This is a genomic window from Xanthomonas sp. WHRI 6108, assembly GCF_040202385.2.
GTDB lineage: Bacteria > Pseudomonadota > Gammaproteobacteria > Xanthomonadales > Xanthomonadaceae > Xanthomonas > Xanthomonas arboricola.
Genome location: NZ_CP168198.1, coordinates 1,555,236 through 1,578,928 on the forward strand (window position 1 = coordinate 1,555,236; position 23,693 = coordinate 1,578,928).

The window sequence follows — 23,693 nt, forward strand, 5'->3', positions numbered from 1 at the left end:
GGCCTGACCGGAATGTATACCGTGGAGTATGGTGGCGGAAAGACGCGCTGCGGAATGCGTTCATTCGGCTACTGCAGCGTCACCTGCCTGCGGTTGTCCGCCGGCACGCGGTCGATCAGCTTGTTGTCCGGATCGAAGCCGGCTTCGACCGGCAGGCGGTCCACGGTCATGCTGAAACTGGGCGCGGCGCTGGTGACGTGCTGCCGTTGCAAGGCCAGCACCGGCGCTTGCGTATCCTTGCCGGCCGGAGCGCCGTAGATCGCCACTTCGATCCAGTCGTCCAGCGGCACTGCATGCTCCTTGCCCTTGCCATCGGCCTGCAGCTTGGCCGCCTGCGCTTGCACGGTCACCTCGAAGCGGCCATCGGGGCGTTTGCGTGCCTGCGCGCTGACCACGCGGTTGTCGTAGAAGGTGATCTTCTCGAACAGGTCGGTGATCAGCCCTTGCTGGTCCGGGCGTGCCTCGGCGCGAATGGCCTGCAGCAGCTCGGCCGAGGTGGTGTAAGGCGGCTGTTGAAACGCCTTGGCCGCCAGAAAGCGCTGCAATGCGCGATTGAGCGCCTGCTCACCGATATCCTCGCGCAGCCGATAGAACGCCAGCGAGCCCTTGCGGTAGTGGATGTATTGCTGATCCTCCACCCGATACAGCGGCAACTCCTCGATGGTTTCGCCACCACGGCCTTCCAGGTAGCGATCCAGCTCGTAGCGGAGGAAACGGCGCATATGCGCGCGTCCGTACTCGCGCTCCATCACCATCAACGCCGAATACTGCGCCAGCGATTCGGACAGCAGGGTGGCGCCCTGCACGTTCGCACCGATCACCTGGTGCGCCCACCACTGGTGCGCCACTTCGTGCGCGGTGACATAGAACACGTAGTCGATGTCGTCCTTGTCGCGCAGGTCGGCGATGAAGCCGATCGACTCGGAGTAGGGAATGGTATTGGCGAACGACTGCGCAAACCGCGCGTAGCCGGGGAACTCGATGATGCGCACCTGATGATGCTGATACGGGCTGAAGTTGGCTTCGTAATAGGCCAGCGATTTCTGCACGCTCTCGATCATGCGCTGCACGTTGTACGGATGCTTGGGGTCGTAATAGATCTCGATCGGGATGTTCTTGTAACGCGCCTTGCGCACTTCCCAGCGTGCCGACAGGTAGGCGTAGAAATTGAGCATGGGGCGATCCATCACGTAGCGGAAGCAGCGCCTGCCATTGCGTTGGAATTCCTGTTGCAGATAGCCCGGCGCCAGCGCGATCTGGTCCGGCGCGGTGCAGACGGTGCTGGCGAAAGCGAGCCAGTCGGCATCGTTGCTGACGTAGGTGTTGGCGCGCGCGGCCTGGTCTTCGAGCTTGGGCATGCGGGTGGGTTCGCCCAGGCCGCGCTTGCGGCGCTCGTTGCGGTCGCTGATCTCGGCCTGCGTGTTGTAGCCGAACCAGGGCAGCCGGGTGGTGTTGAAGAAGCTGCCGTTGGCGACCAGTTCGGTTTGCGCCTGCTCGGCGGTGAGGCCGTGCGGGTGCTGGTCCACGCGGAAGCGGAACACGCGCTCCTGCCCGGGTTGCAGCGGTGTCTGCAGGCGGTAGACGCGATAGCCGGCCGGGATGTCGTGCGTGGTCAGCGTCTGCCCGCCCAGATCCACCTTGACCAGGCTGCGGTCGCCAGTGCGGCCCTGCATGCCGATGTGCACTTCGCTGATCGGTGTGGGGTGGGTGTTGCGCACCGTCCAGGTGGCATCGACCACGACCGACTGGGTTTCCGGATGCAGGTCGACGTGGTTGTCGACGGCGACGATGCGCGGCTGCGGCAGATCCTTGTACTTGCGGTAATCGCGCTCGTAGCGTGCCTGCAGGTCCAGCTGTTGTTCCGGCGACAGGAAGCTGTTGTAGACGTTGGTGTTCCAGTACAGCCAGCCGCCGATCGCCGCGAAGCCGAGCAGGGTGATCGCCAGGGCCGCACCGGTCGGGCTGCGCAGGCGCCGTAACGCCAGCCGCACGCGCTGGCGCAGGTCATGGCCCACGCCGCGCGGCCAGAACGCCGAGGACAGCAGGAGCAGCGCCAGCAGGCACACGCCCCAATAGCCCTGGAACCACAACTGGCCGGGCAGGAAGTGCCCGTAGCCGTTCATGTCAGAATACGGCGCGTTGGGCCAACCGCCGAAGGTGTAGAGGTTCTGGGTGTAGTCGAGCATCGACAGCACCGATTGCCCGATCAACACCAGCATCAGCAGCGCATAGCCGACGAACTTGTTGTTGCTCAGCACCTGCAGCGCCAGCGCCATGCCGCCCATCAGCACGTACAGCACCGAGCCCAGCGCCAGCGTCTTGAGATACAGCAGCGGCTCGATGCTGGTATAGCCACGGCCCAGCTGCAGCGCGATCGAGGTCAACGCACCGGCGGCCTGGAAGCTGGCGATCACCGCCAGCAAGGCGACGAACTTGCCGAGCAGCGGCACCCAATCGGGGACCGGCATCGCGTCGGTGATGCCGTCGATGCGGTTGCTGCGCTCCTTCCACACCAGCTCGCCGGCATAGAACAGCACCACGATGATCAGCAGAAAGCTGTAGCTGTTCTGCAGCGCCTCCAGCATCAACGAGGTCACCGGCAGCACGGCAGTGCCGTAATAGCGCGCTTTGAACAGCGCGGTCGGAATGAAGTTGGCCAGGCCCAGCATCAGCAGCACCACGAACGGCGCGCTGCGCAGCACGCCCAGCGTGTCGAAGCGGATCTGGCGCAGCAGTTGCCGCCATGCAGTGGCCGCGCCGAAGCGCGGGGTGACCGTCAGGCGTGTCGTGCCGACGCGCGCGCTGGCGGGAGGTGCATCAGCGGGCGTAACCGACGCCACACCACGGCGCCGCCGCGTCCCGCTGCGCTCGGTACGGAACAGCGCGAAGGTGGCGGCAAACAACACACCGCTCATGCCCAGCCACACCGCGCGATTGGCGAGCAGGTAGCCGGTCAGCGGCGGTAGCTGGTGGTTGCGCTGTTCCACCGACCAGTAGCGCAGCGTCTGCGATAGCGCGCGAATGCCGAGCGGGTCGGCCAGCGTGGCAATCCACACATTGTCCAGGTCGGCCATCAGCGCACGGCTCACGCCGTAAAGCACGAAGAACACGATCACGCCGATGTAGACCCACAGGATGCTGCGCGTGGTCACCGCCAGCACCGACAGCAGCGCGGTGGTGAACAGCAGGTTGGGCAGCACCAGCACCAGCAGCGACCACAGATAGGGCAGCACCGCGACCGGCCCGAGCCGCGCCTGATCGATCCACGGCATGAACTGCGCGGCGAACATGCCCAGCGCGATCACCACATACATCAGCATGCCGGCGATCAGTGCAGCACCGATGCGGCCGAGCAGGTAGTCGCGCCGCCGTATCGGTGTGGAAAACACCAGCTCGGCAGTGCCCAGGTCAAAGTCGCGCAGCAGGGCATTGCTGACGAACAGGGTGATCACCAGCAGGCCAAGCAGGCTGAAAAGCCCCAGTAGCGTGGCGATCACCGTAGGCGCATTGCGCAGCACGTTGCCGATGCCGCCGCCGATCTGCACCGCATCGCTGGACAGCGCGGCAAACGCCAGCAACGCGTACAGCGCGGCCAGCAGCCACAGCAAGGGCGAGCGCAGTTGTTCGCGCAGCTCGAAGCGCAGGAACGCCATGATCATCGCCGCGCTCCGTCAGGCGGCCAGCGCTTGCTTGCGCAGGCGCTGGAAATAGACATCCTCAAGATCGGGAGCGACCTGTTCGAACCCCGGCTCCGGGCAGTCGGCACTGAACACGTGGATCACCGGGTGGCCGGCAATCAGGCGCGTGGACAGCACGGTGAAGCGCGCCTCGTAATCGGGCAATGCCTGCTTGCTGACCTGTTTGCGCCAGACCTGCTGATGCAGCATGTCGATCGCATCGGCGGGCCGCCCGCTGAGCAGCACCTGGCCCTTGTTCATGATGGCCATCGTCGGACACAGGTCGGTGACGTCTTCGACGATATGGGTGGACAGGATCACCACCACGTTTTCGCCGATTTCGGCCAGCAGATTGAGAAAACGATTGCGCTCCTCCGGATCCAGCCCGGCGGTGGGCTCGTCGACGATGACCAGTTGCGGATTGCCCAGCAGCGCCTGCGCAATGCCGAAGCGTTGCCGCATGCCGCCGGAATAGGTGCCGAGCTTGCGTTTGCGCGCGTCCCACAGGTTGACCTGCTGCAATAGTCGCTCAACCACCTCCTTGCGTTGGCCGCGATCGGTGAGCCCCTTGAGCACGGCGAAGTGATCGAGCATGTCCAGCGCGCTCACCTTCGGGTACACGCCGAAATCCTGCGGTAGATAGCCCAGCCGGCGCCGCAATGCGTCCTTGTCGGCAAGTACGTCGATGCTGCTGCCATCGGCGTCGGTCAGGCTGACGCTACCCGAGTCGGGTTCCTGCAGCGTGGCCAGCGTGCGCATCAGCGACGACTTGCCGGCGCCGTTTGGCCCCAGCAAGCCGAACATGCCGCGCGGGATGTCGAGCGTGACGCCTTGCAGCGCATGCACGCCATTGGCGTAGGTCTTGGACAGCGCACGGATCTGCAGCATGGACGGTTCCTGTGTCCTGGGTGGCCTGATCTTCACGGCGTGACCGCAGTGCCGCATGCGCCGAAAGTCACAGAGACGATCGACTACGCCTGCTCGACATGACCGTGCGGCGGATGTGACCGAACCCGCAGGGGATGCTGCGCTCAACCCACTTCGTACAACTCCAGCGGCAGGTCATCCGGGTCGGCGAAGAAGGTGAAGCGGCGGCCGGTGTACTCGTCGATGCGGATGTCTTCGGTGACCACGCCATGCGCAGTGAGATGCGCCACGGCCGCGTCCAGATCCTCGACACGGAAGGCGAGATGGCGCAGGCCGCGTGCTTCCGGGCGGCTGGGGCGCAGCGGTGCGGCGGGAAACGAGAACAGCTCGATCTGGCCGCCATCGGGCAGTGCCAGGTCCAGCTTCCAGGAATCGCGCGCCTGCCGGTAATGCTCATCGAGCACCCGCAGGCCCAGGATGTCGCAGTAGAACCGTTTGGACACCGCGTAGTCGCCGGCGATGATCGCGACATGGTGGATGCCGGCAAGCTTCATGCGGCACCTCGCAAGCCCTGCGCGATCGGCTGCGACGCGCCCAGACTGTCGGCGAACGCCGATGCGTTGCGCGCAGCGGCGGTGCCATGCGGTGCGCGTGCGGGCACCACCGCGCTGGTCGAGCGAGACGTCTTCGCATGCATGGGTGGTTGCAGGGCGTGCGGCATGGCGACCTTCCAGGTAAACAGTACGCAAGCATACCCGCGGGCCGTTGCACGCTGGTGCACCGTCACAGCTTGCCATCGCATGGCTGTGCTCGCCTGGCCGCGCATGGCAGGATGCGTTGCCACCGATCAGACACGCCGATGCCCGAGTCGCCATCCACCGCCGCACCGCAATTCCAGCGCAGCATGCAGGTGCGCCACCTGGTGATGTTGTCGCTGGGGGGCGTGATCGGCACCGGCCTGTTCTTCAATACCGGCTACATCATCGCCAGTACCGGCGCGCTCGGCACGGTGATCGCCTATCTGATCGGCGCGCTGGTGGTGTATCTGGTGATGCAGTGCCTGGGCGAGCTGGCGGTGGCGATGCCGCAGACCGGCGCCTTTCATGTGTATGCCGCGCGTTATCTCGGACCGGCCACCGGGTACGTGGTGGCGTGGTTGTACTGGCTGACCTGGACGGTGGCGCTGGGCTCGAGCCTGACTGCGGCGGCGTTCTGCATGCAGTACTGGTTCCCGCACACACCGGCATGGCCGTGGTGCCTGCTGTTCTGCGCGCTGATCTTCGGCCTGAACACGGTGTCGGCGCGCTGGTTTGCCGAGGGCGAATTCTGGTTCTCGCTGATCAAGGTGATCACGATCGCGCTGTTCATCGTGCTTGGCGGCGCGGCGGTGATCGGCGTGCTGCCGTTGGCCGATGGGTCGCCGGCCCCCGGATTGCGCCACCTGCGCGCCGACGGCTGGTTTGCGCAAGGCACGCTGCCGATCCTGATGACGATGGTGGCGGTGAACTTCGCCTTTTCCGGCACCGAGTTGATCGGCGTGGCCGCTGGCGAAACCGCGCAGCCGGCGCGTGCGATTCCGCTGGCGATCCGCACCACGCTGGTGCGGCTGGTGGTGTTGTTCGTCGGCACCGTGCTGGTGCTGGCCGCGTTGCTGCCGGCCGAGCAGGCGGCGGTGGACACCAGCCCGTTCGTGCGCGCGTTCGAGTTGCTGGGCATCCCGTATGCGGCCGATGTATTGAATGCGGTGATCCTGACCGCGATCCTGTCGGCAGCCAATTCCGGCCTGTATGCGGCCGCGCGCATGCTGTGGTCGCTGGCCAACGAGGGCACGCTGCCGGCGCGGCTCGCAGGCCTGACCCGGCGCGGCATCCCGTTGCCGGCCCTGATACTGAGCATGCTGGGCGGCCTGTTGGCGCTGCTCACCGGCGTCTATGCGGCCGATACCGTGTTCGTGGCGATTTCGGCGGTGTCCGGCTTTGCGGTGGTGGTGGTGTGGCTGAGCATCTGCGCCTCGCACTACCGGTTCCGGCGCCAGTTGCTGCGCGATGGCATCGCGCCGGAGAGCCTGGCCTATCGCGCACCGTGGTATCCGTGGACGCCGCTGCTGGGCTTTGCACTCTGTCTGCTGGCCTGCATCGGCCTGGCATTCGATCCGCAGCAGCGCATTGCGCTGTGGTGCGGCATTCCGTTTGTGGCGCTGTGCTACGGCGCCTACGCACTCACCCAATGGCTTGCGAGCAGGAGGCAACCCGCATGACGATTCTTCCGCGCCAGCCGCGCGCCGGTGCGCCTTTCAGCCAGGCGCTGCAGCAGGACGGCTACGTGCTGCTCGATGGCGCGCTCGCCACCGAACTGGAGCAGCGCGGTTGCGATCTCAACGATGCGCTGTGGTCGGCGCGCGTGCTGATGGAGCAGCCGGAGCTGATCTACCAGGTGCATCGCGACTATTTCGCTGCCGGCGCGCAATGCGCCATCACCGCCAGCTACCAGGCCACGCCGCTGGGCTTTGCCGCGCGCGGGCTGGACCTGGCGCAATCGCAGGCGTTGATCGCACGCAGCGTAGACCTGGCCGCACAGGCGCGTGCCGATCATCTGCAGGCGCGACCGCAGCACGCGCCGTTATGGGTGGCCGGGTCGGTCGGGCCGTACGGCGCCTACCTGGCCGATGGCTCGGAATACCGCGGCGACTACGCCCTGCCGCTGGCGCAACTGATGGACTTCCATCGCCCGCGCATCGCCGCGTTGGCCGAGGCGGGGGTGGATGTGCTGGCTTGCGAGACGCTGCCGTCGGCCAACGAGATCGTCGCGCTGCGCCTGCTGCTGGAGGAGTTCCCGCAGCTGCACGCGTGGTTCTCGTTCACCCTGCGCGATGCGGCACATTTAAGCGATGGCACCGCGCTGGCGCAGGTCGTACCCGCGCTGGATGCGTGTGCGCAGGTGATCGCGGTAGGCATCAACTGCATTGCGCTGGAGCAGGTCACCGTCGCGTTGCAGACATTGTCCGCACTGACGACGCTGCCGCTGGTGGTGTACCCCAATTCCGGCGAGCACTACGATGCCGGCGCAAAACAGTGGCATGCCGGCAGCACGACCGCCTGCACCCTGGCCGACCAGCATGCGCAGTGGCTGGCGGCCGGTGCGCGGCTGATCGGCGGTTGCTGCCGCACCACACCGCGCGACATCGCCGCGCTGGCGCGTGCGCGGGTGGCGGGCTGAGCTGCCTCAGCCCTTCTGCGTGGCGATCCAGCGCTGGATCTTGTCCTGCAGGATATCCAGCGGCACCGAGCCGTCCTTGAGCACTTCGGTGTGGAAGGCGCGCACATCGAAGCGCGGGCCCAGTTCGCGTTGCGCCTGCTCGCGCAACTGCGCGATCTTCATCTCGCCGACCTTGTAGGCCAGCGCCTGGCCGGGGATGGCCATGTAGCGGTCCACCTCGGCCTCGGCATCGGTCCGGGTCATGGCCGAGTTGTTGAGCATGTAGTCGATCGCCTGGGTGCGGGTCCAGCCCTTGCTGTGCAGGCCGGTGTCGGTGACCAGGCGAATCGCACGCCACAACGCATTTTGCAGGTAGCCGTAGTAGTTGTACGGGTCCTGATACAGGCCCAGTTCGCGGCCCAGCGATTCGGCATACAGCCCCCAGCCCTCGATATAGGCGGTCTCGCCGCCCAGGCGGCGGAACTTGGGCAGGTCGGTCAGCTGCTGCTGCAGCCCGAGCTGGAAATGGTGGCCGGGGATGGCCTCGTGCAGATACAGGCTCTCGGTCTCCCAGGTCCGGCGCGTGTCCAGGTCGGAGGTGTTGACGTAGAACACGCCCGGTGTGCTGCCGTCGCCGCTGGGACGCATGTACGAGCCGCTGGCGGCCGACTGCGCACGCTGCGGTTCCACCACGCGCACTTCCAGCGCCGGCATGCCCTGCACATTGAACAGGCGCGGCACCGCGGCCTGTACGCGTCCCTGCAGGCCGCGGTAGTAGCCCAGCAGTTCGGCTTCGCTGCGGAACGCAAAGCGCCTGTCGGTCTGCATGAACTTGTAGAACTTGGGCAGGTTGCCGCGGAACCTGACCTGCTTGGCCAGCGTGGCGATCTCTGCCTGCAGGCGCGCGACCTCGTCCAGCCCGATCTGATGGATCTGCTCCGGGGTCAGCTCGGAGGTGGTGCTCTGGCGCACGTCGTAGGCGTACCAGGCCGCGCCATTGGGCAGCGCGGTCAGGCCGTCGGTGTCGCGGCAGGCCGGCAGGTACTCGGTGGCGATGAATCCGCGCAATGCCCGGTACGCCGGCATGATCCGCACTTCGATCAGCCGCTTGTACTCGGCGGTGATGCGCTGCTTGTCGGCCTCGGGCATGTCTGCCGGCAGGTTGCGCACTGGACCCCAGAACAGGCTGTCTTCGGCATTGCGCGCGATGATCGCGTCCAGCTGCGGCAGCACCTTCTGCATCAATACCTTCGGCTGCACCACGCCGGCCTGCATTCCGGCCCGCATGTTGGTGATGGCCTGGTCGAACAGCTCCGGGATGCCCACCGCGCGCCGCGACCAGTTGTCATAGTCCTTGACCGTCTTGAACGGCTGCGCGCCGGTGCCCGAGCCCAGCACCACCGCGATGCTGGCGATGTTGTAGAACTGATTGATCGGCAGCATCCAGCTGGGGAACTGCTCGGCCGCCAGTGCGCTGCGCGCATCGCGCACGAAGATCTGGTAGCTCAGCAGGTCCTGCCCGCTCAGCCCGTCCGGCCCCAGCGCCTCGGCCTTGCCCAGCCACAGCACGGTGAAGTCGTGCGACTGCTGCCGGAACGCCGGCGACAGGAAGTTGGGCAACTGGTCGTTGTAGCGGGTCTCGCCCTGGAAGGTGGCCTGCAGCGGGTTGAGCTTGAGCGAGGCATCCCAGTACTGGTCGTAGAGCAAATTGAGCTGCTGCGCCTTGGTCAGCACCACCGGTGCGGCCACGGCACGCGGCCTGGGCTTGGCGGCCTTGCCACCCCTGGCGGCCCTGGTGGTCTTGGCCGCCGGCTTGGCGGTCTTCTTGCCCTTGCTCGCCTTGGCGCGGGTTTGCGTGGTCTGTGCCTTGCCGGTTTTCTTCTTGGCCGCGTCGGCGGGCGCTGCCACTGACAGGCTCAGCACGGCGGCCAGGGCCAGGGACAGCAGGCGGGAAAAGCTGAGGGGCATTACCGGCTCCGGGAACAAGCGAGCGGGGAGCTTGCCCGATCCGCACCGTTCCGGCCACCCATGCGGCACACGGGGGGCGCCTGGAATTCATGAAGCCCGCTGCGCACGCCTGCAGCACGCAGGCATGTTGCAGTGCGATAGGCTTGTGCACATGCCAAGGGATGAATCGACATGCGGGACGCAGCTGCCCGTGCAGGGCGGGCAGGGCTTCTGGCGCGATCCGGCATTGCCCTTCGTCGAACTGCGCCAGGTGATCAACAGCCGCAGCCTGTGTTATGCCGCGCATACGCATGAGCAATGGTCGGTGGGCGCGATCGATCGCGGGCTGGCGCGCTATCGCAATGGACGCATGCAAGCGCAGGTGGGTGCGCGGTCGCTGACCCTGATCAACCCTGGCGATGTGCATGCCTGCAATCCGGATCAGCAGCAGGACTGGTCGTTCCGCATGCTGTATCTGGACGTGGCGTGGCTGCGCGAACAACAACGCGCACTCGGCCTGGCCGCCAATGCGGATGTGCACATGCTGGCAGCGCCGCTGTGCCAGACCCCGGCTGCCTATGCCGCGTTCGAGCGCATGCATGCCGTGTTGACCGATGGCAACGCCGATGCGCTGGCACGCGAGAGTGCGTTGATCGCGTTCGTGGCGCGGCTGCATCTGCATGTGGAGCCGATCAGTCGTGCGCTTGCGGTCGATACCGGGCCGATGCAGCGGGTGGCCGAGTATCTGCAGACCCATCATGCGCGTGCGGTCTCGCTGCGCGAGCTGTGCACGCTGGCCGGGATGCCGGCGGCGCGCTTGATTCGCGGCTTTCGTCAGGCGCACGGGCTGACCCCGCATGCGTATCTGCTGGATTGCCGTTTCCAGCGTGCGCGCGAGGCCTTGCGGCGCGGCGGTGACATTGCCGAGGTCGCCTACGCGCATGGCTACGCCGACCAGGCGCATCTGCAGCGCAGCTTCAAACGTGCCTGGGCGGTGACGCCGGGGCGTTACCGCAATGCCGTGCCCCATTCGGTCAGCAGATAGACCGCGCTCAGCACCAGCAGCGCCGCCAGCACCCGGTTCAACCGCCGCAGCTGCCTTGGTACCTGCACGTGCCGCCGCAGCACGGCGCCGGCCAGCAACCAGCACCCCAGCGAGGGATAGCAGATCAGCGCATACAACGCCGCAAAACCCGCCAGCTGCGTGGTGCCTGCCGTCGCATACAGGGCAACGCCGGAGGTCGCCGCCAACCAGGCCTTGGGGTTGAGCCACTGCATCGCCGCACCGGTCCAGAACGAGGCCGCCGGGCGCGTCCCGGCGGTCTGGATGACGCCATCGTCGCGCAGCAGGCGCCAGGCCATGTAGAGCAGAAACGCCACCCCGGCCAGATGCAATGCACGGCCGAGCAGCGGCCAGCGCAGCAGCACCTGCTGCAGTCCCATGCCCACCAGCAACAGCAGCGCGACGAAGCCGACGGTGGCGCCGATCACATGGCCGTGCCCGGCACGCGCGCCGGCGCTGGCGCCGGTGCTCAGCGCGACCAGGTTGACCGGCCCGGGCGAAATCGAGCACACCAGCGCGAAGCTGGCCATTGCGACAAGATGGTCCATGGCGCGGAATCCATAGCGGGGCGCAACAGCATGGCCAGCGAGCGCGGCGACGGATTGAACAAAATTTCGATGGGCGGTCGCTGCGGGCGTTGCGTGATCGGTAAACGCAGCCAGCGGTCGTCAGGCAGCGACACGTATGACCGACGAGGCCGGGTGCAAGCCACGGGCGCTGGCCGTCGCCTGGCAGTGCTGCGGTCGGCAGGTCTTGCGTTGTCAGCCGGCGGCGGCTTCTTCGCGCAGTTGCTCGGCGCGCTCGGCGCCCAGGTATGCGCCGATGGCGCGGCGCGCCAGATACAGCAGCGGGATCAGTGCGATCGCAAAGCCCATCTTGTAGACGTAGTTGAGCGTGCTCACCGCCAGGAACTGGTCGATGGACCAATGCTGCGGGCCGAGCACGAAGGCGATGTAGATCACCACGAAGCTGTCCACCAACTGCGACACCGCCGTGGAGCCGGTGGCGCGCAGCCACACGTGCTTTTCGCCGGTGGCACGGCGGATGCGATGGAACACCGACACATCGATCAACTGGCCGAACAGGAAGGCCACCAGCGAGCCGCCGATCGTCCACAGCCCCTGGCCGAACACCGCTGCAAAGGCGGCCTGGTAGTCGGGCACGCCCTGGCTCTGCGCCGCCGTGACCCACCAAGCCGCCGGCGCCAGTGCGATGGCGGCGAACGCGAACACGAAGCCGTAGCCGATCAGCGCCACCGCCACCCACGAGATGAAACGCACCCCGCGGCTGCCGAAGAACTCGTTGATGGTGTCGGTCATGATGAACACCACCGGCCACAGCAAGGTGCCGGCGGTGAAGCTGAGCGAGCCGGTCTGGCCGAACAGGTTCCAGTTCAACGGCGCGATGCCGAGGGTGTCTTCCAGCGCGAAGATCTTGACCCCGATGAACTCGGCCAATGCCGCGTTGACGCAGAAGAACGCGGCCAGCGCAATGAACAGGCGAACCGCACGATCGTCGAGGGTGCGCACCTGTGTCATGGCGTTAGCGATCCGCGGTACGGGTAAAGGGAACCGATTCGGGCGCCACTGCGCCGCCGGAGATGATGAAGCTCATCGCCTGGTCCACGCTCCAGTCGGTGGGCGTGAGCAGCTCCACCGGCACGATCTCCAGATAGCCGGAGGTCGGGTTGGGCGTGGTCGGCACGTACACCGCTGCCAGCTCGCGGCCGGTGCCCTGTTCCTTGATCACCCGCGTGACCAGACCGACCGACTTCATGTCCCGGTGCGGGAAGTCGATCAGCACCACGCGCTGTGTGCTGCCGGGCTGGGTCTGCAGGATGTCGAGCAATTTGCGCGCGCTGTCGTACACCACGCTGGCCAGCGGGATGCGCCGCATGATCGCCTCGAACCAGCGCAGCAGGCGCTGGCCGATCACCCGCCGGCTGAGGATGCCGACAAACAGGATCGCGCCCACGGTGGCGATCAGCGCAATGGTGTTCTGCACCCACAGCGCCTTGATCCAGCCCAGATAGTCGGGGAACGAGGCGGCGATGCGTTCGGACAACGGCACCACCCATGGGCTGCTGATGCCCGACAACAGCGAGAACACGAACTTCACCACCACCCAGGTCAGCCAGACCGGCAGCAGGGTGAGCAAACCGGTCAGAAAGACGCGTTGCAGGGAAGGGCGGGTGGGCGGAGTGGGGGATTCGGACATACGCGCATTGTAGGCATTCGGCCGCGTCCGGTGCAGGCGCGCAGCGCGCCTTGTTCGCCGGGGAGACGGCAAGTGCGCATTGGCGCCATGCCACTCGCGGCTCTGTCCGGGCCGCTCTAAGATGACACAGCTCATCCACGGACGGTTGCCCCCGCATGCTCGCCAAATTCCTCAAGTCGGCCCTGCTGGGGCTATGCATCCTGATCGCCCTGCTGGTGGCCCTGTACGCGATCTCCGCGCGCTGGCCGATTCCTGACGCGCAGCGCCAGGCGTTGGCGCAGATCGATCAACCACCAGCCGCACCGCCGGCAGGCTCGAATCTATTTGCTGCACTCTGGTTGCTGCCGTATGCCGTGCCGGCTACCGAACAGGACGTCGTGATGGCACGCGATCTGCAGCGGTTTGCGAACACCAGGACTGCGGCCGATTTTGTCAGCGACGCAGCGCGCTATCCGCGCACGCCGCCGTGGCCAGTCGCCGCACCGCCCAAGTGCAACTGGTCCACTCCAGACTGCCTGGACAAGGTGCGCGCTCAGCCCCAGGCCTATGCCGATGCGCTGATGTCACAGGCACCGCTGTTGCAGCGCGCCGCCACGCTGTCATCGCGTGACTATTACCGCAATCTGTTTCCGACCCGTGCCGACACACCGCTGCCGGAGTTGCAGGGGTTGAGTGTGCCGATGACCCAGCACGCGCTGGACTTCGTCCAGGGCCACCAGCAGGCTGCGTTGTCTGGCGTGTGTGCGGACGCACAGGTGGCGCGCGTGCTGTTGCGCGGTCAGGACACACTGATCGCGACGATGATCGGGGCAGCCATGTTGCGCGGTAACGCCGAGCTGTTCACCGACATGCTGAGCGAACTGCCGTCCACCCAGCCGTTACCTGCGCATTGCCAAGCGGCATTTGCGCCGTTGACGATGGATGAGACCAGCCTGTGTGGAGGCCTACGCGGCGAAGCACGCTTGGTCAGCGCCAATTACCGCGCGGTCGTCGAAGCCGGCGGCGAGCAGCGGCGCTGGTACGACAGGTTGGTACCGCCGCTGCTGGACGTTGAACGAACCCGTGCACTGACCGCGCCGTATTACACCTGGGCCTGCCACACCGACGTGCGCACGCAGCTGGAGCAGGACCGCAAGGTGGCGACCAGTGCCATACCCGCCGCGCCAACAGTGACCTTCGCCTGTATCGCTAACGCAATCGGCTGCCTGTTCGCCGACGTGGAGCATATGGATAGCGCGCAGTATCAATGGCAGTTGCAGGATCTGGCCGCGACAACGCGGCTGACCTCGGCAGTGCTGTGGCTACGTGCGCATCCTGCCGAGCAACAGACGCTGGCGCAGCGCTTGGATCAACTGCCCGCCACGCTGATCCGACCAGGGCGCGACATCACCGCTGTAAAAGATGGAAAGACGCTAGAACTGCCGCGTTACGCGCGCAGCGATCACGCCAACCTGCAGATGCCATTGGCGGCAAGCAAGGTGGCACAGGCAGCAGCGATGCAGGGCAAGCCGTGACACTTGCGGCTGCAGAAGGCGACACCAGGGCAGGCAAGCACGCGTCGCTGATTGCATAACGAGCAACGCCACCCAGGAACGGATCCCGGGTGGCGTTGTCAGGCACTACATCAGCGTGATGCCCCTACTTAGAACCGGAAGTTCAACCAGCCCATCACGAAGGTCGAATCGCCGTAACCGGCCTTTTCGAGCGCGGGCCCGGCCATCAGGTGTTCGGCGCGGAAGGTCACCGACCAGTTCGGGTCGATGTTCCAGGTGGCGTTGATGCGCGGCATGGTGCCGATGCGGCGCTCGCCGGTGCTCTGCGTGCGGGCGTAGGCGCGTGCCTGGTTGTTGTAGATCGCATCGCTGGTGGTCTGCCGCCACAGGGTTTCCCATTCCAGGTTCACGGTGATCTTGGAAGTGGGCGAGAAGGTGAACGTGGGCGCGGCGGTGACCAGGTTGACCGGGCCGAAGAACGTGGCCCAGCTGAAGTAGATCGTATTGCCGTACAGGAAGTTGTTGTTGCGCAGCGTGCCGGTGCCGGAGGTGCCACCGCCGCCGGAAGCGATTTCGCTATGGAAGCCCAGCCGCGGTTTCCAGCCCGATTCGCTCAGCGTCCAGGCATTGGAGGTGCTGGCCATGTAGGCACGCAGATCGCGCCCGCCGTAGCTGCCGCGCTGCACGGTCACGAACGAGTCGGTGCGCAGCTTGCCCACATTGCCCCACAGGCGCAGGCCGTAATAGTTGCGGTTTTCTTCGGCGGTCTGCCGGCCCCAGACCTGATTGTCGTTGCGGAACTGGTAGAAGAACGGCTCCAGGTACATCGGCTTGGCGGTCGGCATGCGATAGCCGCCGACCACGCCGCGGAAGTGCCGCGAGCGGTCGATGCGATCGTCGCCCAGGCCTTCGGTGCCATCGAGGTTGAAGTTGAAATCGAACAGGTCCACGCGGGTCTTTTCGCCGATCGCCCAGGCGCGCACTCCGTTGAAGGTCACGAAGATATCGGTGTTGTCGCGCAATGCCATCAGCGTGGTGGGGCCATCGACAAACACCTGACGACCGACTCGCAGGCCGAGGTCGGCATCTTTGACGCGTCCTTTCACATCGAAGAACACCTGCTGCAGGATCGCGTTGTTTTCCTGCGTGCCGGTCTTGGTACCTTCGTTGCGTCCATCCAGGCTGCCGTGCGCCAGTTCCGTATACAGACGGAAATGCTCGCCGACATGGAAGTCGGCGCCGAAGAACGCGCGCAACAGATACTGCTGCTGCGAATGGCTGCCGGGAATCAAACCGGGATTGGTGATGGTGTTGCTGCGCACGCGCAATTCATTGCTGAGCGAGACATACACATCGCCCGATTCATTGAACGGGATGTACTTGAGCGGATCGAACGGACTCTTGCGCTTGGACGGATCCTTCAGATACGACCAGTCTTCGGCCCAACGCACCTGCCACATGTTGCCGCCCTGCTTGGCGCCCCAACCCTGCGCTTCCAGCGGATAACCCTTCGCGGCAGCGGGCGCTGCCGGAGCGGCGGGCGCAGCCTTTGCAGGCTCCGGCTGGGTCTGCTCGGCGTTGACCGGCGCGGTCTGCGCCTGCGCAAACCCCAGTCCCGGCAGTGACAACCCGATCGCCAAGCACAGGCGCCGGGTGGCACCAAAGGAAGTTTCAGCCATGGCCGGCTGTGCCAAGCGTGCTAGTCGCATCGTGTCGCCCTATCGAAAAAAGTGAGTCGTCTGAGCGAGTGGTATCGGCTCAGTGGGCACTGACTGTAGTGGAGCGCTGCCGCAAAGGGAGTAACCCAATGGTTCTAAGCACATGAGTGGGGATTGGGGAGTCGTGATTGGGGATTTGCAAAAGCAGGCGTGCAAGTGATGCGTCAGTTCTTCTTCAGTCCGCTTGAGTCAACGCAAGGAAATTCTCGGCCGGAATGCTCTGCGAATCCCCAATCCCCAATCCCCAATTCCCGCCTCATGACTACCGGCACATCCACTATACCCAACTTCGCAATAGCATTGCCTTCGACCTAGCGGAGATGGCCGATGAGCGAACCCGATGCCTACCTGCGGAAATTTCAGAAAGAGCTGAGTGCCGGCACGGTGTCGCTGGCGCTGTTGGCAGTGCTGGCGCAGGCCGAGGAGCCGCTGTACGGCTATCTGATCGCCAAGCGCATGGAGCGGCTGGACGGCGTGCTGAGCGGCAAGCAGAGCGCGTTGTATCCGGTGCTGCGCAATCTGGAGGGGGCAGGGTTGCTGCAAAGCCATGTCGAGCCGTCGGCGTCCGGCCCACCGCGGCGCTATTACCGCATCACCCAAACCGGGCGTGATTGCCTGCGCGACTGGACCGCCGCCTGGCGCGCCACCCGCGATTCCGTTGACTCAGTGCTGGAGGGGACCCACTCATGACGACCATTGCGCAGGCACGCCCGTTGCCGACCACCATTCCCGATTACCTGGCACAACTGCGCCAGGCCCTGGCCGGCGCGGACCCGGCGATGATCCAGGACGCGCTCTACGACGCCGAAGAGTACTTACGCGCCGAACTGGCCGAGCAAGCCGGCAAGAGCGAAGCGGAAGTAATCGCCGGCGTGGCAGGCAGCTATGGTGCACCGGATGAAGTGGCCGAGATCTATCGCGAAACCGAAGTGACAGTGACACGTGCACTGCGCCCGCCGCTGCCGCGCAGACGCAGCACATGGTTCGGCAGGTTCTTCGGCGTGGCTGCCGATCCACGCAGCTACGGCGCGCTGTTCTACATGTTGTTGTCGTTGGTCACCGGCGTGTTCTATTTCACCTGGGTGATTACCGGTGCGAGTCTGTCGGCCGGCTTGATGATCCTGATCATCGGCGTGCCGTTGCTGGTGCTGTTCTTCGGATCGGTGCGGGTGCTGTCGCTGGTGGAAGGCCGCGTGGTGGAGACGCTGCTGGGCGTGCGCATGCCGCGTCGTCCCGCCCATCCGGGGGCGCAAGGCGGCTGGCTGCAACGCATCGGCGCGATGTTCACCGATGCGCGTACCTGGAGCACGATGCTGTACTTCCTGCTGATGCTGCCGCTGGGCATCGTCTACTTCAGCGTGTTCACCACCTTGTTGTCGTTGGCGCTGGGCCTGGCCGCTTCACCGCTGGTGCTGCTGTTCGACAACACGGCGGTGCTGACCTGGGATGGCGTGGATGTCACCAGCGCTTGGCTGACGCTGCCGTTGTTCGTCGTGGGCGTGCTGCTGCTGTTCGTCACGCTGCATCTGGCACGCGCCTTCGGCAAGCTGCACGGCATGTTCGCCAAGCACCTGCTGGTCAAGAGCGGTGAAGGCTGAGTGCATCGTGTGATTGCGGGTTGTGTGGCACGTGGCTGCGATCGCTGCAGTGTTACGTAGTCTGCAGTGCAAGGCCTGAAAGACGACTTGAGGTCCCGTGGTCGTGTAGGTGGTTGGACAGTACGGATGGAGCAGTTGCAGGGCGGCCGCTCTGTGGCTTGGCAGCAGGGCCCTTGCCCACCCACCCTCGCAGGACACGCCGCAAGTACGTCCTTGTAGGCTCTTACGCGGCATCCATGCCGCGTAAGGTCCCGCGACGGTGAGCGGGCAAGGACCAGTCGAGATGGTCGGTGCGCAGGGTTTTAAACAAACAATCGACCAACTCTCTGGTGCGGTGTCCTCGCCGGTTGCGGGACCCTCAGCGGCATGGATGCCGCTGAGGAGCCTCCAGGGACGGATTCACGGCGTGTCCCGCGAGCGGCGAGGGCACCGCGCGCTCGAATCACAAGCTTTTGAGTTAAGCATCCGATTGTGGCTAAACGACGCCACCGTTTTAAGTCTCGATTGTTCTAGACGTTGCGTCATGAGGAGTCTGGATAGCGCGCATGGATCAGTTGTGGAGCGGTGGATCTGCGGTTTGGCTGAAGGGCCCTTGCCCGCCCACCCTCGTAGGACACGCCGCAAGTACGTCCGTGTAGGCTCTTACGCGGCATCCGTGCCGCGTAAGGTCCCGCGACGGTGAGCAGGCAAGGACCATCGAAGATGGTCGGTGTGTGTGGTGGCAAGCAGTTTCAATAAAGCGACCGGCAAACTGTCTTGTGCGGGCGCCACGTACGTTGCCACGCAGTGCGCTGTCTTTACGCGAACCAAAAATCTGCGCATAAAAAAACGCCCCTTGATCGGTCTCGATCAAGGGGCGTTTTTTGTCGGCCGATCAGGCGCGCTTGCCGCGCTTGCGGATCGGGGTGACGGTGGCGGGGTCGCGGCTGCCGACCGGGTCGGCATCGTAGCGAGCGATGAATTCGCGCACCTGCGGGTACACCACTTCGCGCCAGCGACGGCCGCTGAAGATGCCGTAGTGACCGGCACCTTCCACCACCAGATGACGACGATGCGCCGCGTCGATCCCGGTGCACAGATCGTGCACCGCTTCGGTCTGACCAAGGCCGGCGATATCGTCCAGTTCGCCCTCGATGCTGAGCAGTGCGGTATTGCGGATCGCCGACGGCTTGACCAGCTGGCCATCCACTTTCCACTTGCCCTGCGGCAGCAGGAAGTCCTGGAACACCACGCGGATGGTGTCCAGGTAATACTCGGCCGGCATGTCGAGCACGGCGTTGTATTCGTCGTAGAACTGCCGGTGCGCCTGCGCGTCCTGCAGGTCGCCCTTGACCAGATCGGTGTAGAAATCCCAGTGCGACATCACGTGCCGGTTGGGGTTCATCGACAGGAAGCCGGCATGCTGCAGGAAGCCCGGATACACCTGCCGGCCGTGGCCCGGATACGGGAACGGCACGGTGTGGATCAGGTTGTTCTGGAACCACTCGATACCATTTTCGGTGGCCAGGTTGTTGACCTGGGTCGGGCTGCGGCGCGCATCGATCGGCCCGCCCATCATCACCAGCGAGCGCGGCGTGGGCTCATCGTTGGTGGCCATCAACGACACCGCCGCAAGCACCGGCACGGTGGGCTGACACACGCTCACCACATGCAGGCGCTCGGCGCCGATGTGACGGATGAACTCCTGGATGTAGCTGATGTAGTCCTCGAGCCGGAAGGCGCCGGCTTCCAGCGGCACCATGCGCGCATCGACCCAGTCGGTGACATAGACCTTGTGGTTGCGCAGCAGGGTGCGCACGGTGTCGCGCAACAGGGTGGCGTGGTGGCCGGACAAGGGCGCCACCACCAGCACGGCCGGCTGCTGCTTCATCGTGCCGATCAGCTCGACATGGTCGCTGAAACGCTTGAAGCGCAGCAGACGGCAGAACGGCTTGCTCAGCACCTCGCGTTCGATGATCGGCAACGAATGGCCGTCGACCTCGACATCGTCGAGCGCCCAGGCCGGCTTTTCGTATTCCTTGCCCAGGCGATGGAACAGCTCATTGCCGGCCGCCATGCGTTCGGCGCCCGGGAGCGAGGCCCACAGACTGTCGGGGTCGGAGAACATCTTGGCGTTCGCCTGGGCCTGGTGCACCCAAGGGGCTAGCAGATTGCGGGTCAGCTCGTGCAGTTGATAAAGCATTCCACCCATCCGTGCGGCTCTTTGCTGCCGCGCAGCATACCCCCTTTGGCGCATTTGCACCTTAATGGGGCTGCGGACGGTAGAGGCTGTCATACGACTTATGGCAGGCGTTAGCGGCCTGATTTGCTGCGATTTGGTGTGCCGTTGGTGATAATTCTTTGGATGGCTGCGCGAGCCGAAAGCGCGCGTTCGTCGCAGAACCCTATGGCTGCTGGACGATTCTTCTTTCCTGCAGGGCAGGGATGGGTGAGGTGCGCGGCAAAGCCCAGTGCACTCAACCCTCATCAGCGCTCGATCCCCACCAGGCTTCGCACGCACCCTCATCCGCCCCCGCGGGGCACCCTCTCCCGGCGGGAGAAGGGAATGAAGCCGCTCAGCGTGCGAGGAGGGATGCGTGAACTAAAGCTCCTCTCCTGCGGGAGAGGGGGTGGGGTGAGGGGACGCGGCGAAGCCACTCGCCATGCGTGCCTCAACCGGCCAACGTCCTGCTCAGCCGCGCTCCAGCGCAGACGCCTCATCGGCCAATTGCGGCGACAACCAGCAGTGCGAGCCGAGTGCAGCAAACCCCACGCTGGCGAAGCGGCGCCGATACCAGCGCGCCGGCCGCGCCTGAAACCCATCGTGGTCGCCTTCGAAGGCATCCTCTTCGGCGAAGGTCTCCAGAAATGCCACGCCCGCGCACATCTCGGCCAACCCCGGCAGGCCCTGGTTGAACTCGCGCGTGGGCACGTAATGCAGCACGTCCGAGCAGATCAGCAGATCCACCGGCGCGCACGGGCGCAGCCAGGCGAAATCGCCAAAGCGGGCAGGGTGGATCTGCCGGCTGCGTCCGTAACGCTGCACCGCGTAGGCGCTGCTGTCGAAGCCCAGATAGCTCAGCTTGGGGCGTAACGCCAGCAATGGCGCGCGCCAGGCCGCCTCGCCGCAGCCGATATCCAGCACGCTGCGGATCGGGCGCTCCAGGTAGTACTCGGCCTGGCTCACTGCCAGTGCGACCTTGCGTCGCAGACGCGCAGGGTCGGCCAGCCCGGCATCCCGGTACCAGCGGCGGAAATAGTGGGCGTCGTACTGCTTGTCGTCGGGTTCGGACATGGACGTCAGGTGCTTTCGCGTCAGTGGATAGGTGAAAATGCGGGCCATCCTACGCCAGCCAGCGAAGCCAGCACATGACCCTGTACCTGTGGATCAAGACCTTCCATCTGTTGTTCGTCACTGCGTGGATGGCGGCGGTGTTCTACCTGCCACGCATCCTGGTCAATATCGCCGAAGCCGGTGCCGAGCCTGCGGTGCGCACGCGCCTGGTGCTGATGGGGCGCCGCCTCTACAAATTCGGCCACAGCATGCTGGGGCTGGCGCTGCTGCTGGGCGCGGTGCTGTGGCAGGGCTATCGGGTGATTCCGGATTTCCCGACGATGGTGGCCGGTGGCTGGCTGCACGCAAAACTGTTTGCGGTGGCCTTGATCCTGGCGCATTACATCGTGGCCGGGCGCTGGTTGAAGGGCGTGGATCAGGGCCGCAGCCTGCCCAGTGGCCGCGCATTGCGGCTGTTCAATGAATTGCCGGTGGTGTTGCTGGTCGGGGTGATCTGGCTGGTGCTGGCCAAGCCGTTCTGACACAACGCCCGGGCAGTGCATGCGCTTGCCGGATGCGCCGGTCGTCGCTGGCGTGTTCGCGCAGCACGGCGGTGATGTGGCGCGGATGGTCGAGGGATTCCGCCAGGGCGCGATTGCGAAACGGCTGCATCGACGATTGCAGCAGGTGATCGATCCGGGCCTTCAGGCTTGCCGCTATCCCCCATCCTTTCTGGGCATGGCGGCGCCCTCGGTTGCGTACCAGGTCTTCTGGACACACGGTGCGCGCATCCTCTGTGTTTCGCCGCTTGAGTATTGCGTCAGGCGGCGATCACGCCTGGGCGCCGAGCTCGCTCAGCCCCTTGCGCGCCAGGTCGATCCAGGCGCGCTGCTCGCGCTGGTAATGCTTGGGGGAGGCGGCTGCGTGGCGCAGCACCTGCTCGAAGACGGCCCTGGCGTCTTGCGGGCGCGCGGCGCGCAACAACAGCTGCGCATAACGCACGCGTGCCTCTTCGCCCGGATAGCCTTGCGCAAGCGTCTCGTATTCGTGCAGCGCCTCGTCGATGCTGCCGCTGTCTTCGACTGCGCGCGCGTACAGCAGGTGCCCGTCGTGCGAACGGAAATTCGGATTGGCCGCGATCAACGCGTCCAGCGTCTTGCGTGTGTCTGCGGCCTGGCCCAGCCCGTACTGGGCCTTGGCCAGGCCCAGCATCAGGTCCGGATCGTCCTGGTAGATGCCGCGCAGCGCGCCCTGATACAGCTCGGCGGCACGCGCGTAGTCGCCCTGTTCCAGCAGCGTCTGCGCGAGGCGACGGCGATTCTCGGGGGTGTCGGCCACATCCAGCTGGCGCGATGCATCACGTTGTTCGCGTTGCGGATCGATGCGCTGACGCACCTTGCGCAGGCCACGGCGCGCCGTCGGGTCGTTGCGCAGGTCCGGGATCACCGCCACGCACACGTAGACCAGGACCGCCAGCAACGAAAACGCCAGCAAGATGAAGATCCAGTACAGCGGGCGGCCGCTGCGCACCACGTGTACGCAGCAGGCGGCCTGCAATACCAGCGACAGCAGAAGTAGCGGGCTCATATCCGAACAGGTCCTTCCATGGTGGGCAATCGTCTTGCTGGCTGGCAATGCTGCGTGCAGCACCATCGCCCCGGCAGACCTCCGATCAGTTGCCTTCGTAGGCGCCGTAGCTGCGCAGGCGCTCGTAACGACGCTGCAGCAGGCCCTCGACCGGCAGCTTTTCCAGCGCTTCCAGCTCGTTGAGCAGCACCGCCTTGAGGCGCTTGCCCATCTGCTCGGGATTGCGATGCGCGCCGCCGGTGGGTTCGCGGATCACCTTGTCGACCAGGCCCAGGCCTTTCAGGCGCTTGGCGGTCAAGCCGAGCTGCTCGGCCGCGTCCTTGGCCTTGGCCGCGTCCTTCCACAGGATCGAGGCGCAGCCTTCGGGCGAAATCACCGAATAGGTGCCGTATTCCAGCATCAAGGTGCGGTCGCCCACGCCGATCGCCAGCGCGCCGCCGGAGCCGCCTTCGCCGATCACGGTGCAGATCACCGGGATCTTCAGTTCGGCCATCTCCAGCAGGTTGCGCGCGATCGCTTCGGACTGGCCGCGCTCTTCGGCGCCGATGCCCGGATAGGCGCCCGGGGTGTCGATGAAGGTCAGCAACGGCAGGCGGAAACGCTCGGCCAGCTTCATCAGGCGCAGCGCCTTGCGGTAGCCCTCCGGGCGCGGCATGCCGAAATTGCGGGCAACCTTGCTCTTGGTGTCGCGGCCCTTCTGATGGCCGATGATCACCACCGCGCGGCCATCGATGCGGCCCAGGCCACCGACGATCGCCTTGTCGTCGGCATAGGCGCGGTCGCCGGCCAGTTCCTGGAATTCGTCGCAGATGGTGTTGATGTAGTCCAGCGTGTACGGGCGCTGCGGGTGGCGCGCCAGCTGCGAGACCTGCCAGGCCGACAGGTCGCGGAAGATCTGTGCGGTACGCACGCGCAGCTTGTCGCGCAGCGCACGCACCTCGGTGTCCACGTTGACTGCAGGACCGGTGCTGGCCTTGCGCAGTTCCTGGATCTTTGCTTCCAGATCGGCGATGGGTTGCTCGAAGTCGAGGTAGTTAGGATTCATGCAGTGGTGTCGTCGACGTAAGGCGGGGAGTGT

At 65.4% G+C, this 23,693-nt stretch carries 19 protein-coding genes; 7 read left to right on the plus strand and 12 right to left on the minus strand.

Annotated features, from left to right (window positions below):
* Window positions 1-68 precede the first annotated feature (68 nt).
* The 3 genes from ABQ039_RS06735 to ABQ039_RS06745 form a co-directional block, all read right to left on the minus strand.
* A complete protein-coding gene (locus ABQ039_RS06735; RefSeq protein WP_184610988.1) occupies window positions 69-3,659 on the minus strand; it encodes a M1 family aminopeptidase in 3,591 nt (1,196 codons plus the stop codon).
* Window positions 3,660-3,671: 12 nt separating this feature from the next.
* Window positions 3,672-4,565, minus strand: coding sequence for an ABC transporter ATP-binding protein (locus ABQ039_RS06740; protein WP_104542984.1), 894 nt, complete (start codon window positions 4,563-4,565; stop codon window positions 3,672-3,674).
* A gap of 143 nt (window positions 4,566-4,708) precedes the next feature.
* Window positions 4,709-5,098 carry a VOC family protein gene (locus ABQ039_RS06745; protein ID WP_024940636.1) on the minus strand — a complete coding sequence of 130 codons (390 nt, stop codon included), beginning with the start codon at window positions 5,096-5,098 and terminating at the stop codon, window positions 4,709-4,711.
* A 305-nt stretch (window positions 5,099-5,403) separates the two neighbouring features.
* On the opposite strand from ABQ039_RS06745, the gene mmuP reads away from it, so the two are divergent.
* Both mmuP and mmuM read left to right on the plus strand, forming a co-directional pair.
* Window positions 5,404-6,801, plus strand: coding sequence for an S-methylmethionine permease (mmuP, locus tag ABQ039_RS06750; protein ID WP_349778467.1), 1,398 nt, complete (start codon window positions 5,404-5,406; stop codon window positions 6,799-6,801).
* On the plus strand, window positions 6,798-7,760 hold the full coding sequence (gene mmuM, locus ABQ039_RS06755) for a homocysteine S-methyltransferase (protein WP_349778468.1): 963 nt from the start codon (window positions 6,798-6,800) through the stop codon (window positions 7,758-7,760). The genes mmuP and mmuM overlap by 4 nt, the downstream gene beginning before the upstream one ends.
* A gap of 6 nt (window positions 7,761-7,766) precedes the next feature.
* Here mmuM and ABQ039_RS06760 read toward each other — a convergent pair whose 3' ends face one another.
* Window positions 7,767-9,707 carry a DUF885 family protein gene (locus tag ABQ039_RS06760; protein WP_349778469.1) on the minus strand — a complete coding sequence of 647 codons (1,941 nt, stop codon included), beginning with the start codon at window positions 9,705-9,707 and terminating at the stop codon, window positions 7,767-7,769.
* A 190-nt stretch (window positions 9,708-9,897) separates the two neighbouring features.
* Between ABQ039_RS06760 and ABQ039_RS06765 the strand changes: the two genes are divergently transcribed.
* The gene (locus ABQ039_RS06765) at window positions 9,898-10,731 is read left to right on the plus strand and encodes an AraC family transcriptional regulator (protein WP_181140979.1); all 834 of its coding nucleotides are present in this window, start codon (window positions 9,898-9,900) and stop codon (window positions 10,729-10,731) included.
* On the opposite strand, the gene ABQ039_RS06770 is transcribed toward ABQ039_RS06765, so the two are convergent.
* From ABQ039_RS06770 to ABQ039_RS06780, 3 genes are all read right to left on the minus strand, one after another.
* Window positions 10,695-11,297 (minus strand): LysE family translocator, encoded by a 603-nt coding sequence (locus ABQ039_RS06770; protein ID WP_181140978.1) that lies wholly within the window; start codon window positions 11,295-11,297, stop codon window positions 10,695-10,697. The genes ABQ039_RS06765 and ABQ039_RS06770 overlap by 37 nt on opposite strands.
* Window positions 11,298-11,510: 213 nt before the next feature.
* On the minus strand, window positions 11,511-12,287 hold the full coding sequence (locus ABQ039_RS06775; RefSeq protein WP_179464804.1) for a queuosine precursor transporter: 777 nt from the start codon (window positions 12,285-12,287) through the stop codon (window positions 11,511-11,513).
* A gap of 4 nt (window positions 12,288-12,291) precedes the next feature.
* Entirely contained in the window at window positions 12,292-12,966 is a 675-nt protein-coding gene (locus tag ABQ039_RS06780; RefSeq protein WP_024940643.1) for a DUF502 domain-containing protein, read from the minus strand.
* A gap of 155 nt (window positions 12,967-13,121) precedes the next feature.
* Between ABQ039_RS06780 and ABQ039_RS06785 the strand changes: the two genes are divergently transcribed.
* The gene (locus tag ABQ039_RS06785; RefSeq protein ID WP_349778470.1) at window positions 13,122-14,480 is read left to right on the plus strand and encodes a hypothetical protein; all 1,359 of its coding nucleotides are present in this window, start codon (window positions 13,122-13,124) and stop codon (window positions 14,478-14,480) included.
* A gap of 128 nt (window positions 14,481-14,608) precedes the next feature.
* Here ABQ039_RS06785 and ABQ039_RS06790 read toward each other — a convergent pair whose 3' ends face one another.
* Window positions 14,609-16,168 carry an alginate export family protein gene (locus ABQ039_RS06790; protein WP_180968785.1) on the minus strand — a complete coding sequence of 520 codons (1,560 nt, stop codon included), beginning with the start codon at window positions 16,166-16,168 and terminating at the stop codon, window positions 14,609-14,611.
* A gap of 336 nt (window positions 16,169-16,504) precedes the next feature.
* Here ABQ039_RS06790 and ABQ039_RS06795 point away from each other — a divergent pair, with 336 nt between their 5' ends.
* Together ABQ039_RS06795 and ABQ039_RS06800 are read left to right on the plus strand one after the other, a co-directional pair.
* The gene (locus ABQ039_RS06795) at window positions 16,505-16,867 is read left to right on the plus strand and encodes a PadR family transcriptional regulator (RefSeq protein WP_016904272.1); all 363 of its coding nucleotides are present in this window, start codon (window positions 16,505-16,507) and stop codon (window positions 16,865-16,867) included.
* Complete coding sequence (locus tag ABQ039_RS06800; RefSeq protein WP_104568733.1) at window positions 16,864-17,775, plus strand: sensor domain-containing protein; 912 nt, start codon at window positions 16,864-16,866, stop codon at window positions 17,773-17,775. Before ABQ039_RS06795 ends, ABQ039_RS06800 begins: the two co-directional genes overlap by 4 nt.
* An 874-nt stretch (window positions 17,776-18,649) precedes the next feature.
* Here ABQ039_RS06800 and ABQ039_RS06805 read toward each other — a convergent pair.
* Together ABQ039_RS06805 and ABQ039_RS06810 are read right to left on the minus strand one after the other, a co-directional pair.
* A complete protein-coding gene (locus ABQ039_RS06805) occupies window positions 18,650-19,957 on the minus strand; it encodes a polyhydroxyalkanoate depolymerase (RefSeq protein WP_016904270.1) in 1,308 nt (435 codons plus the stop codon).
* A gap of 489 nt (window positions 19,958-20,446) precedes the next feature.
* Window positions 20,447-21,049 carry a class I SAM-dependent methyltransferase gene (locus ABQ039_RS06810; RefSeq protein ID WP_039522663.1) on the minus strand — a complete coding sequence of 201 codons (603 nt, stop codon included), beginning with the start codon at window positions 21,047-21,049 and terminating at the stop codon, window positions 20,447-20,449.
* Window positions 21,050-21,123: 74 nt separating this feature from the next.
* Between ABQ039_RS06810 and ABQ039_RS06815 the strand changes: the two genes are divergently transcribed.
* Complete coding sequence (locus ABQ039_RS06815) at window positions 21,124-21,570, plus strand: CopD family protein (RefSeq protein ID WP_349778471.1); 447 nt, start codon at window positions 21,124-21,126, stop codon at window positions 21,568-21,570.
* Between the two features lie 289 nt (window positions 21,571-21,859).
* On the opposite strand, the gene ABQ039_RS06820 is transcribed toward ABQ039_RS06815, so the two are convergent.
* Together ABQ039_RS06820 and ABQ039_RS06825 are read right to left on the minus strand one after the other, a co-directional pair.
* Window positions 21,860-22,615 (minus strand): tetratricopeptide repeat protein, encoded by a 756-nt coding sequence (locus ABQ039_RS06820; RefSeq protein ID WP_046342159.1) that lies wholly within the window; start codon window positions 22,613-22,615, stop codon window positions 21,860-21,862.
* Window positions 22,616-22,700: 85 nt separating this feature from the next.
* Window positions 22,701-23,660: an acetyl-CoA carboxylase carboxyltransferase subunit alpha gene (locus tag ABQ039_RS06825; RefSeq protein WP_016902405.1), complete on the minus strand. Its 960-nt coding sequence runs from the start codon at window positions 23,658-23,660 to the stop codon at window positions 22,701-22,703.
* Between the last annotated feature and the right edge of the window lie 33 nt (window positions 23,661-23,693).